Origin of the sequence: Kitasatospora sp. NPDC092286 (assembly GCF_044755565.1) — a bacterium.
In the GTDB taxonomy this organism is placed as follows: domain Bacteria; phylum Actinomycetota; class Actinomycetes; order Streptomycetales; family Streptomycetaceae; genus Kitasatospora.
On the sequence record NZ_JBIVRD010000056.1, the window covers coordinates 26,861 to 38,871 of the forward strand.

At 73.3% G+C, this 12,011-nt stretch carries 10 protein-coding genes; 8 read left to right on the forward strand and 2 right to left on the reverse strand.

The window, feature by feature from the left end; genetic code table 11:
* Positions 1-2 precede the first annotated feature (2 nt).
* The 5 genes from hppD to ACIQIB_RS36070 are packed head-to-tail and all read left to right on the forward strand — an operon-like array spanning position 3 to position 4,812.
* Positions 3-1,061: a 4-hydroxyphenylpyruvate dioxygenase gene (gene hppD, locus ACIQIB_RS36050; protein ID WP_400763230.1), complete on the forward strand. Its 1,059-nt coding sequence runs from the start codon at positions 3-5 to the stop codon at positions 1,059-1,061.
* 59 nt (positions 1,062-1,120) lie between these two features.
* Complete coding sequence (locus ACIQIB_RS36055; RefSeq protein ID WP_400763233.1) at positions 1,121-2,038, forward strand: phytanoyl-CoA dioxygenase family protein; 918 nt, start codon at positions 1,121-1,123, stop codon at positions 2,036-2,038.
* Positions 2,035-3,015 (forward strand): thiamine pyrophosphate-dependent dehydrogenase E1 component subunit alpha, encoded by a 981-nt coding sequence (locus ACIQIB_RS36060; RefSeq protein ID WP_400763236.1) that lies wholly within the window; start codon positions 2,035-2,037, stop codon positions 3,013-3,015. Before ACIQIB_RS36055 ends, ACIQIB_RS36060 begins: the two co-directional genes overlap by 4 nt.
* Entirely contained in the window at positions 3,012-3,974 is a 963-nt protein-coding gene (locus tag ACIQIB_RS36065; protein ID WP_363610199.1) for a transketolase C-terminal domain-containing protein, read from the forward strand. Before ACIQIB_RS36060 ends, ACIQIB_RS36065 begins: the two co-directional genes overlap by 4 nt.
* 46 nt (positions 3,975-4,020) lie before the next feature.
* Positions 4,021-4,812: a DUF3050 domain-containing protein gene (locus ACIQIB_RS36070; protein ID WP_363610201.1), complete on the forward strand. Its 792-nt coding sequence runs from the start codon at positions 4,021-4,023 to the stop codon at positions 4,810-4,812.
* Between the two features lie 69 nt (positions 4,813-4,881).
* Here the strand turns inward: ACIQIB_RS36070 and ACIQIB_RS36075 are convergent, their stop codons facing one another.
* Positions 4,882-6,231: an acyltransferase gene (locus tag ACIQIB_RS36075; RefSeq protein WP_400763239.1), complete on the reverse strand. Its 1,350-nt coding sequence runs from the start codon at positions 6,229-6,231 to the stop codon at positions 4,882-4,884.
* Positions 6,232-6,424: 193 nt separating this feature from the next.
* Here ACIQIB_RS36075 and ACIQIB_RS36080 point away from each other — a divergent pair, with 193 nt between their 5' ends.
* The 3 genes from ACIQIB_RS36080 (at position 6,425) to ACIQIB_RS36090 (ending at position 10,513) form a co-directional block, all read left to right on the forward strand.
* Positions 6,425-8,773 carry an FHA domain-containing protein gene (locus ACIQIB_RS36080; RefSeq protein ID WP_400654843.1) on the forward strand — a complete coding sequence of 783 codons (2,349 nt, stop codon included), beginning with the start codon at positions 6,425-6,427 and terminating at the stop codon, positions 8,771-8,773.
* 67 nt (positions 8,774-8,840) lie between these two features.
* Positions 8,841-9,374, forward strand: a complete 534-nt coding sequence (locus tag ACIQIB_RS36085) for a hypothetical protein (protein ID WP_363610207.1) — start codon at positions 8,841-8,843, stop codon at positions 9,372-9,374.
* 83 nt (positions 9,375-9,457) lie between these two features.
* Positions 9,458-10,513, forward strand: coding sequence for a protein kinase (locus ACIQIB_RS36090; RefSeq protein ID WP_400763245.1), 1,056 nt, complete (start codon positions 9,458-9,460; stop codon positions 10,511-10,513).
* 193 nt (positions 10,514-10,706) lie between these two features.
* Here ACIQIB_RS36090 and ACIQIB_RS36095 read toward each other — a convergent pair whose 3' ends face one another.
* Entirely contained in the window at positions 10,707-11,864 is a 1,158-nt protein-coding gene (locus ACIQIB_RS36095) for an IS701 family transposase (protein WP_400763242.1), read from the reverse strand.
* Between the last annotated feature and the right edge of the window lie 147 nt (positions 11,865-12,011).

The window sequence follows — 12,011 nt, forward strand, 5'->3', positions numbered from 1 at the left end:
CGTTGTCCATCCAGACCATCACCCATGTCGAGTACCACTGCGCGGACGCCGACAAGACCGCCGCCGGCCTCTGCGCCGACTTCGGTTTCACGGCCGAGGAGTTCACGCCCGAAACCTCCACGCCCGGGGCGTCCGGGCCCGACGAACCCACCGGACAGCCGGAACCCGGGCTGCGGGTCGTGTGGCTGCGCCAGGGCGGCATCCGGCTGTCCCTCGCCTCGGCCGCCGACCCCGACCACCCGGTGGCCCGGTTCGCGGCCCGGCACGGGGACGGCGTCGCCGTGCTCGCGCTCGGCTGCACCGACCCGCAGGCCGCGCTGGAGCGGGCGGAGCGGCACGGCGCCCGGGTGCTCGACCGGGCCGGCGGGCTGGTCGCCGGCTTCGGCGACGTGGCCCTGCGGTTCACCGCCACGACCGGCACCACCGCGACCCCCGCCGGGGCCGCCGGCGAGGGCGGCCCGAAGGACCTGCTGGACGCGCTCGACCATGTCGCGATCTGCGTCCCGGCCGGCGAACTCGGCCCCACCGTACAGTTCTGCGAGGCCGCGCTGGGCCTGCACCGGATCTTCGGCGAGTACATCGAGGTCGGCGAGCAGGCCATGGACTCCAGCGTGGTGCAGAGCGCCTCCGGCGACGTCACCTTCACCCTGCTCGAACCCGACACCACCCGCCGGCCCGGCCAGATCGACGAGTTCCTGGACGCCAACGAGGGCGCCGGCGTCCAGCACCTGGCCTTCCGCACCGCCGACATCGCCACCGCCGTCCGGACCGCCCGCGGCCGCGGCGTGGAGTTCCTCACCACCCCGGGCGCCTACTACGACGCCCTGGCCGAGCGCCTCGGCTCGACCGCCATCCCGATCGAGACCCTGCGCGAGCTCGACGTCCTGGTGGACCAGGACCACGGCGGACAGCTGTTCCAGATCTTCGTCCGCTCGACGCACCCGCGGCGGACGCACTTCCTGGAGCTGATCGAGCGCCAGGGCGCGGGCACCTTCGGCACCGCCAACATCAAGGCCCTGTACGAGGCCGTCGAGCGGCAGAAGTCCACCGCCGCCGCCTGACCGGACCACCCCGCCCCGCCGAAACCCACCCTCGCCCTCTCCCCGAGGAGGCCCACCCCATGACCACCGCAACCGAGTTCCGGCTCACCGACGCCGAACGCACCTTGCTGCCCACCCCCGAGGAGGTGGCCGGCTACCTCGAACACGGCTGGTACCTCTCCCGCCGGCTGTTCAGCGACGAGGAGCTGGACACCCTCCAGGCCGCCACCGAGAAGTACTACGAGGGCCACCGCGACCGCACCCTGGCGGTCCGCCCGCCCAACCTCGCCTCCTGGGAGCCCGCCCACGGGCCGATCCAGCGGCACAACGACTACGTGCACTACGAGAGCGACGCCATCGGCTCGGTCCTGCGCAAGCCGCTGCTCGGCGCCGTCGCCGCGCTGCTCGCCGAGGCCGAGGAGATCCGGGTCTTCCAGGCCACCCTGATCTACAAGCCGCCGGTGCCCGGGGAGCCCAGCAACCAGGTGCCCTGGCACTTCGACAGGCACTACTGGCAGACCTCGACCTCCGACCGGATGCTGACCGCCTTCCTCCCGTTCCACGACTGCGGGGAGGAGAACGGCACCATCACCATGGTCGACGGCAGCCACCGCTGGCGCGAGCTGGACTCCGGCGAGGACTCCACCCGCCACTTCGCCCAGCGCTCCCGCGCCGAGCTGGAGGACATCCTGGCCGCCAACGCCGCCCACAACGGGCAGCAGGTGCGCAAGGTCCCGATGGTGATCCCGCGCGGGCACGTCAGCTTCCACCACTGCCGCACCTACCACGGCAGCGGCGCCAACCTCTCCACCGCGCCGCGCCGGGCGGTCTCGCTGCACCTCCAGGACGGCGCCAACGAGTACCGCCGGCACGAGAAGGCGGACGGCAGCCCGGTGGTCTACAACCACGACGTGGTGGTCCGGCGCACCGCCGACGGCCGGCCCGACTACGCCGACCCGGACATCTGCCCCACCGTCTGGCGGGGAGAGACCGGGTGACGACACCGCTCGACACGCCGGAGCGGCGGTACCGGATGCTGCGGCTGATCCGCGGCTTCGAGGAACTGGCGCTCACCCTGGTCAGGTCCGGGGTGATCACCGGCGGCATCCACCCGTACATCGGGCAGGAGGCGGTCGCGGTCGGCGTCTGCTCCGCGCTGGGCGACGGCGACCGGCTCACCAGCACCCACCGCGGTCACGGTCACGTCCTCGCCCGGGGTGCCGACCCGCGCCGGCTGCTCGCCGAACTCGCGGGCCGGGTCGACGGGTTGAACCAGGGCCGGGGCGGCTCGATGCACGCCGCCGACCTCTCACTGGGCATCCTGGGCGCCAACGGCATCGTCGGCGCGGGCGCGCCGATCGCCGTCGGCGCCGCCTGGGCCGCCCGGCAGGCCGGCGAGGACCGGGTCGCGGTCGCGTTCTTCGGGGACGGCGCGCTCAACCAGGGCGTCCTGCTGGAGTCGCTCAACCTGGCCGCGATGTGGCGGCTGCCGGTCGTCTTCGTCTGCGAGAACAACGGCTACGCCACCACGCTGCCCGCCGCCACCGCGGTGGCGGGCAGCGCCCTCGGCCGGGCCGCCGCCTTCGGCATCCCGGCCGCCGAGGTCGACGGCATGGACACCGAGGCCGTCCGGTCGGCCGCCGAGGAGGCCGTCGGGCGGGCCCGGGCCGGCGGCGGCCCCGCCTTCCTGGAGTGCCGCACCTACCGATTCGAGGGCCACCACACCATGGAGCGCCGGATGAAGCTGCGCTACCGCACCCCGGAGGAGGTGTCCGGCTGGCGGGCCCGCGACCCGCTGCTCCGGGCGGCCGAGGCCATCGGCGCGGCCCGCGGCGAAGCACTGGACGCCGAGGTGGCGGCCGAGCTGGCCGAGGCCGAGCGGTTCGCCCTCGCCTCCGAACATCCCGACCCCGCGGGCGCGTTGGACCACCTGTACGCCGACGGGACCAGGCCGCGGGCGGGGGCGGTGGCATGAGCCGGCTCTCCTACACCAAGGCGCTCAACCGGGCGCTCGCCGACGAACTGGCCGCCGATCCCTCGGTCTGCCTGTTCGGCGAGGACATCGGCGCCGGGCTGGCCGGGCCGACGCTCGGCCTGCTGGACCGCTTCGGGCCGGACCGGGTGGTGGACACCCCGCTGTCCGAACAGGCCTTCACCGCCATGGCGGTCGGCGCGGCACTCGCCGGGCGGCGGCCGGTGCTGGAGTTCCAGATCCCCTCGCTGCTCTTTCTGGTCTTCGAGCAGCTCGTCAACCAGGCCCACAAGTTCTCGCTGATGAGCGGCGGCCAGGCGAGCGTCCCGCTGACCTGCCTGGTGCCCGGTTCCGGCTCCCGGGACGGCTGGGCCGGCCAGCACTCCGACCACCCGTACAGCCTGTTCGCGCACGCCGGGGTGAAGACCGTGGTGCCCGCCACCCCCACCGACGCCTACGGCCTGCTGCGCTCGGCCGTCCAGGACCCGGACCCGGTCGTGGTGTTCGCGCCCGCCGCGGCGCTGCCCGTCCGGGAGAACGTCACCTGGGAGCTGGCCCCCGTCCCGCTCGGCTCGGCCCGGGTGCACCGCACCGGGACGGACGTCACCGTGGTCGCCGTCGGCCACCTGGTGCACGACGCGCTGGCGGTCGCGCAGGAGGTCGCCGACGACATCTCCGTCGAGGTCCTCGACCCGCGCACCCTCCACCCCTTCGACTGGCCGGCGCTCGCCGCCTCCCTGGAACGCACCGGCCGGCTGGTGGTCGTCGACGACTCCAACCGGAGCTGCGGCATCGGCGCCGAGGTACTGGCCACCGCCGCCGAGGAGATGCGCCTGATCGCCCCGCCCCGGCGGATCACCCGCCCCGACGGAACCGTCCTGCCCTTCGCCCCCGCACTCGACCGCGCCCTCCAGCCGGGCCGGGAGCAGCTGCGCCACGCCCTGTACGCCGTCATGAAGTAGCCACCCCGGCACGGCCCTTACCACCACCCCGCCCCAAGGAGTCTCCATGTCCACCAACCGCTACCACTGGGACCGTTCGCACCCCGGCCTGACCGGCCTCCAGCAGGCCATCGACCCGCTGCGCCGCGAGGTCGTCGGGCACACCGTCTACGGCGGGCTGAACAGCGTCGAGCGCGTCCGCACCTTCCTGGACCGGCACGTCTTCGCCGTCTGGGACTTCATGTCGCTGCTGAAGAGCCTGCAGCGCGAGCTGACCTGCGTCGACGTGCCGTGGGTTCCGAACGGGCCGACCGCGAGCCGTCGGCTGATCAACGACATCGTGCTGGTGGAGGAGAGCGACGAACTCGGCGAGGGCTTCACCAGCCACTTCGAGCTGTACGTCGAGGGCATGCGGCAGGCCGGCGCCGACCCGAAGCCGGTCGAGGCCTTCCTGGAGCTGCTCCGCTCGGGCACCGCGGTGCCCGAGGCGCTGAAGACCGCCGGGGTGCCGCAGGCCGCCGTCGACTTCACCGCGACCACCTGGGAGATCATCGAGAACGCGCCGGTGCACTGCCGCGCGGCGGCCTTCGCCTTCGGCCGCGAGGACCTCATCCCGGACATGTTCGCGCAGGTCATCAAGATCGAGGACCCGGACGGCGGGCTGACCGTCTTCAAGGACTACCTGGCCCGGCACATCGAGGTGGACGGCGAGCAGCACACCCCGATGGCGATGCAGATGCTGATCGACCTCTGCGGCGACGACACCGCCAAGTGGGAGGCCTGCGCCGAGACCGTGCGCACCGCGCTGCGGGCCCGGGTCCGGCTGTGGACGGCGATCGAGGAGGCGTTCCCGGCCTGATCCCGGGGCACGGACGGGAGGGGGGCGGCCGGCCGGCCGCCCCCCTCCCGTCTGCCAGGTACCGTGCCCTCAGAGCACCTTGGGAACGGTGGCGGCCAGCGGCGGCAGCACGTCCGCCGGGTCGCGGAAGCGGTGCAGCGCCGCCCGCCCCTCGGCGCCGCGCAGCCGGGCGGCGAGCCGCGCCGGCAGCACCACCGTGGTGAGGAAACCGGTGCCGTGGAAGCCCTCGACCGTCCAGGAGACCCACGGCAGCGGGTAGTTGGCGGCCGGGCTGAAGAACACCGGCCGCTGGCCCTGGAACCGCAGCTCGTACGCGCCGAAGCGGCTCCAGTTGGAGAAGCTGAAGCGCCGCCGCTGCGGGTCGAAGCCGAGCGGCATGCAGTCGCGCAGCCGGGCCCGGCCGATCGCCTCCAGGAAGCCGAGGTTGGCGCGCAGGTTGAGGTGCCCGGTGGCGAAGTCGTCCAGCGCCGCCCGGAGTGCGCCCGCGAGCGCCGCGGGCCCGTCCTGCGGGGTCTGCGGCAGGTGGACCTCGCTGAGCAGGTTGCCCACCAGGGCGGGTGGCAGGCCCAGCCAGCGGCGCGCGTCGACCGGCACGGTCAGCCAGCGCTGTTCCCGGTCGTCGTCCAACTCCCGCAGGACGCTGGTGACATGGGCACAGAGGACGTCGCCCGAGGAGAGCCGGCGCCCGGCCTTCGCGGTGAAGTCCTCGCGCATCCGGGCGATTTCGGCGTCACCGAAGTACAGCTGGACGGTCCGGTTGGCCCGCGGCCCGCTCGCCACCTCGCGGGCCAGCTGGGCGGCCTCCTCCGGCCCGGGCAGCCGGAAGCCGGGCCGGCCACAGTCCTCGGCGGGCAGCACCTTCTCCAGCAACGCGTCCTGGTCCTCGACCAGTTGGGCCTCCGGCAGCTCCTCCCCCTCCACCGCGGCGGACCAGGCGCGCAGCAGCAGCATGAAGCTCTGCAGGTCCCCGATCGCGTGGTGCCAGGAGCAGCCCAGCACCGTGCCGCCGCCCGAGGGCCGGGTGATCCGGACGGTGAGCAGCGGCAGACCGCCCGCCCGCGCGGCCGGGGCGTCCACCGGGTCGACGAGCTGCGCGCCGACCGAGGTGACCCGGCCCATCGCCTCCGCGAGCGTGCCGTCCACCTGGTAACTGTCCATCGGCACACCGGAGTCGTCGCAGACGGCGGTCAGCTCCTCCCCGTCCGTGCGGAGCCGGCCGGCGAACACCGGCACCCGGTCGAGGGCCCGCGCCAGCCCGGCGGCGAGCCGGTCCTCGTCCAGGGTCTGCTCGAAGAAGAGGACCACCGAGACCGAGAGGTCGGCCAGCATGGTGTCCATCAGCCCGCAGCGCAGTACCGTTCCCGGGGCCCGGCCGGCCCTGACGGTCCGGGAATCGCGCAACTGGGGCCAGACGCTCATGTTCCATCCCGGAGGGTTCGCGGGGAGTCGTGCACGTCACCCCGAACGGCAGGGCCGCACTCCGATACGGCGGGGCGGCACCCCGAACGATAGGGCAGTGGCCGGTCACTGATCCAGTGGTCCAGTCCAATTCATTGGCGCCGGCGGGGAACCGGACCGGCCCCGGCGGCCCGGCGGCGATAGAATCCGAGCTATGGGAGAGGGCGCAGGCGTGCCCACCGCGCCGCCGATGGTTCTCGTCACCGACAGGGACTCGCAGCTGATCGACCCCGGCCGGGCGTACCACGTCGGCCGCGACCCGACCAGCGAGATCGTCCTCGACGACCCCCGGGTCTCCTGGCACCACGCCGTGCTGCGGGCGGCCGACGGGCACTGGCTGCTGGAGGACGTCGGCAGCACCAACGGCACCTTCGCCGACGGCCGCCGGGTCCGGCAGGAGGACGTCGGCCCGGGCACCCGGCTGCGGTTCGGCAGCCAGGCGGACGGCCCGTCCGCCACTCTCACGGGCCTGCCCGCGCCGAAGCCGGGCGACCGGCCGTCCCTGGTCGCCCCGGCGGCGTCCGGTGTCTTCCGGCGGCCGAGCGCCGTACTGCGGCTGCCCGACCGGACGGTGCAGATCGGCCGGGCGGACGACAACGACCTCGTCCTGGACGACCTGGTGGTCTCCCGCCACCACGCGGAGCTGCGCGCCCGGCCCGACGGCGGTCACGAGATCGTCGACCTGACCAGCCACAACGGCACCTACGTCAACGGCCGGGCGGTCGAGCGCTCCCCCGTCGGCCCGGCCGACATCATCGGTGTCGGGCACTCGGTGCTCTGCCTGGCCGGCGACGAACTCGTCGAGTACACCGACACCGGCGAGATCTCGCTCAACATCCAGGGCCTGGTCGTCCGGGTCGGCGCCGAACGGCGGGTGCTGCTGGACGACGTGAGCTTCCCGCTCGCCGAGAAGGCGCTGCTCGCGGTGGCCGGCCCCAGCGGCGCGGGCAAGTCCACCCTGCTCAACGCCCTGACCGGGCTGCGCCCGGCCGACGAGGGCACCGTCCTCTACGACGGGCGCGACCTGTACCGGGACTACGCGGAACTGCGCCGCCGGATCGGCCTGGTGCCCCAGGACGACATCCTGCACACCCAGCTCACCGTCCGCCGTGCCCTCTCCTACGCGGCCGAACTGCGCTTCCCCGGCGACACCGACAAGCGCGAGCGGGAGGCCAGGGTCGACGAGGTGATCCACGAACTCGGTCTGGACCGCCGGGCCGACCTGGTCGTCTCGCGGCTCTCCGGCGGCCAGCGCAAACGCGTCAGCGTCGCCCTGGAGCTGCTGACCAGACCGTCGCTGCTCTTTCTCGACGAACCCACCTCCGGCCTCGACCCGGGCATGGAGCGTTCGGTGATGCAGATGCTGCGCGGCCTCGCCGACGACGGCCGCACGGTGGTCGTGGTCACCCACAGCGTGCTCAGCCTGGACGTCTGCGACCGGCTGCTGGTGCTCGCCCCCGGCGGCCGCACCGCGTACTACGGCCCGCCCGGCGAGGCGCTGCCGTTCTTCGGCTTCACCGAGTGGCCCGAGGCGTTCGAGGCGTTCGAGAGCGAGGACCACGAGGCCTGGCAGCGCCGCTTCCGCGAATCCCCGCAGTACGAGCGGTACGTGACCGCCGAGGCGCTGCCCGCCGTCCACCCCGGGCCCCGGACCCCGGCGGAGGGGGCGGCGGCCGGTCCGGAGCAGCCGCAGGGCTGGTTCTCCCAGCTCGGCACGCTCGTCCGCCGCTACACCGCCGTGCTCGCCGCCGACCGGCTCTTCCTGACCGTGATGACCGCGCTGCCGTTCCTCATCGGCGTGATGTGCCGGGCCATGGCGGGTACCCGGCTGACCTCGGACAACGCCCTCAACTGCCTGCTCACGCTCTGCATCGGCGGCCTGCTCACCGGCTCGGCCAACGCGGTGCGCGAGCTGGTCAAGGAGCGGCCGATCTACCAGCGGGAACGGGTGGTCGGGCTGTCCAGATCCGCGTACCTGGTCTCCAAGGTGGTGGTGCTCGGCACCGTCACCGTCGTCCAGGCGGCCGTCCTGACCGTCGTCGGCCTGGCCGGGGTCACGCTCACCACGGCCGTACCGGACGGGGTGCTGATGCCGCCGCTGCCCGAGCTGATCCTGGCCGTCGCGATGCTCTCCTTCTGCGCCATGATGCTCGGCCTGCTGGTCTCGGCCGCCGTCCGCAAGGAGGAGGCCACCATGCCGCTGCTGGTGCTCCTCTCGGTGGTGCAGATCGTGTTCAGTGGCGCCATGCTGAAGCTGCACGGGGTGCCAGGCCTGGAACAGTTCGCCTGGCTGGTGCCCTCCCGCTGGGGCCTGGCCGCGATGGCCAGGACCATCGACCTGCACACGATCCTGCCGACCGCCATCACCGCCGACCCGATGTTCCGCCACGACGGCGCCGGCTGGCTGCTCTCCATGGGCATGCTGGTCGCGCTCTCGGTGGTCCTGGGCGTGGCCGTGCTCGCCCTGTTGCGCCGGCAGGAGCCCGCGATCATGCGCGGGTAGACCGCCCCGGAGCCCGCGAGGGCAGCCGGGGGAACCGCCGAGCCAGGAGCCGAGGAAACCGCCACCCATGGACGAGTTCGCGTTCCGCCCCACCCACGTCGCCCCGCCGGACGGGATGGCCACCTGGGCGGCCCCGGACCCGGCACAGCCGTCGGTCCGGCTGGATCCGCTGCTGCCGGTGCGGCTGGTCGGCCGCCAGGGCTACTGGGCGCACGTGCTGTGCTCCAACGGCTGGTCCGCCTGGGTGGACGGCCGGCTGCTGGTCAGTCTCCCGAACACACCGCCCGCCGCCACCGGGCCGCCCGCCCGGACCGCCGACCCGCGCCCGGCGCTCGCCGAGGCCGAGGGCGCGCTGGCCCGCTACCGGGGCCTGCTGGAGGAGCTCGCCGCCGGGGACGCGGACCTGGAGGTCTTCCGGGAGCGCGCCCGGGGCCTGCGGATCGGGCTGGTCATCGACGGCGAGGAGCTCTGGCTGTTCGACCCGGCGCGCGACCGCTGGTGCTACTGCGACGGGCTCCAGCTCCAGACGTACGCCGCCACCGACCGGCCCGCCGGGCCGGTGCCCGGCTCGTACCAGCGCACCCGGACCGGTGAACCGTGACCCCGCCGGAGCGGCCCCGCGACGAGGACCTCCCGCCGGAACAGCCCGACGGCGACGACGCGGCGCTGGACCTGCCGTCGGGCATGGTCGGCCGGCGGGTGGCGGGCTACCGGCTGGAGTCGGAGATCGGGCGGGGCGGCATGGCGGTCGTCTACCGGGCGAAGGACCTGCGGCTCGGCCGGACGGTCGCGGTGAAGCTGCTGGCACCCGAACTGGCCCGCAACGAGGTGTTCCGGCAGCGGTTCATCCACGAGTCCGAGGCCGCCGCCGCGATCGACCACCCGCACATCATCCCGGTGTTCGAGGCGGGCGAGACCGACGGCATCCTGTTCATCGCGATGCGCTACGTCGAGGGCGGCGACCTGCGGGCCCTGATCGACCGGAGCGAGCCGTTCACGGTCAGGCGAGCGGCCCGGCTGGCCCTGCAGATCGCCTCCGCCCTGGACGCCGCGCACGACCACGACCTGGTCCACCGGGACGTCAAGCCCGGCAACGTGCTGGTCGCCGCCGGCACGGACAGCGAACACCCCGTACACCTCTACCTGGCCGACTTCGGCCTCACCAAGAAGTCGCTCTCGCTCAGCGGGCTGACCGGCGTCGGCCAGATCGTCGGCACCCTGGACTACGCGGCGCCCGAACAGATCACCGGACGGCCGCTGGACGGCCGGTGCGACCAGTACAGCCTGGGCTGCGTGGTGTTCGAGATGCTGGCCGGGGCGCCGCCGTTCCGCCGGGAGAGCGATGTCGCCCTGCTCTGGGCCCACCTCAACGACCCGCCGCCCACCCTGCGCGAACACCGCCCCGACCTGCCCACCGCCGTCGACGCCGTACTGGCCCGGGCGCTCGCCAAGGCCCCCGAGGAGCGGTACACCAGCTGTCTGCGGTTCGTCGCCGAACTCCGCGCGGCCGGTGCGGTGGCCGCCGGGCCCGCACCGACCGGCCAGTGGCGGTCGACCGGCCCGCCGACCCGGGTCGTACCACCGCACGACGCGGCCGCCCCTCACTCGCCCGCCCCTCACTCACCCGCGCCCCGCTCGCCCGTCCCCCGTTCGCCCGGCCCCCGTTCGCCCGCCGTGCCGGAGCCCCCGGCCTGGGCCTCACCGGTGGTCCACCCGCCGCGACGGTGGCCCGGCCCCTAGTACTGCAACGGTGCTTAGCGTGACGAGGCTTCAGCTCTTGGGCTGTGGCCTCGTCTCTTGTAGTGGCTGGTCCGGGCCTGGTGTTGGCGTCGGCGGCGCCATCGGGACCAGTGCAGGACGTGGTCGATGCTGCGGCGGACAGGCCGGGTGAGATGCGTGATCAGCCGGCGGATCTCGGGGACGGTGAGGGGTATCAGGTCTGGCGTTCGAGTAGGTCCGGCCCCCTTTCGAGCTGCTGGGCCCGCATGACAGTGAGGTAGGCGTGGGCGGCCATGGCGAGGGTGATGTGCCGGTACCAGCCCTGGTGGCGGCGGACCTGGTAGTCGTCCAGGCCGCACTGGCCCTTCGCGCTCTGGAAGCACTCCTCGATCGCCCAGCGGGCGCCTGCGACGGCGATCAGGTCATTGAGTGTGGCATCGGCAGGTGCGTAGGCGATGTAGTAGGCGATCTTTGCGGGGTCGGCGATGCTGCGGCGGGCCAGGACCCAGTGCCTGCGGTCGGGGCGGTGCCAGGGCCGGACCTCGATGCGGGCCCAGTCGTAGATCCGCAGGCCGTGGGCGCCGTCGCCGCAGGATCGGCGCTTCCACTTCTGTCGGGGCAGGTCTGCGACCAGGTCGTGCAGCCGATGGTCCATGGCCCGCCAGGTGACCACGGTGTCGTGGCGGGTGGTGGCGACGACGTGGAAGACGTCGGCCTGCTCCAACTCGTAGCGCCAGCCCTTGCTGTAGCCGTAGCCGGCATCCGCGGTCACCCACCGGAACGGGATCCTGTCGTCGATCGCACGGCGGACCATCGCCCTCGCGAGCTCGACCTTGGTGGCGAACTCGACCTCGTCACCGATCCCCGCCGCCCGACAGCGTTCGCGGTCGTCCGTCCAGGACTTCGGCAGGTAGAGCGCCCGGTCGATCAACGTCCGGCCCAGCCCGCTCGAGTAGGCGAGGAAGACCCCGACCTGGCAGTTCTCGGTACGGCCCGCGGTGCCCGAGTATTGCCGCTGGACACCGGCCGACCGCACGCCCTTCTTCAGGAAGCCGGTGTCGTCCACGATCAGCACGCCACCGGGATCCGACAGGTGCTCGACGACGTAGGCGCGCACGTCGTCGAGCACCTCGTCCGCGTCCCAGTCGATCCGGTTCAGCAGTCGCTGGATCCGGTCCGGACCGCTGTGACCGGCCTCCTCGGCCACCGTCCACCCGTTCTTGCGCTCCAGCGGCGCCAGCAGGCCCCGCATGTAGGCCAACGCCGACTCCCGCGACTCGCTCCGCGCGAACCGGTGCCCAAACCGCTCGTGCAACCCGACCAGCCCATCCGACCAGCGACGAGCATCGACCTCGGATATGTCCCCACCCATGAACAGCTCAACGAGCGAACCCGACAACCGTCACGGTAAGCACCGTTGCAGTACTAGGCCGCGTATTCGGTCGTGATCAATGGGTTCGGGTGAGGTCCTTGATCCAGATCATTGCGCCGCGGAGGTGAAGGCCGGCGAGGTAGCTTT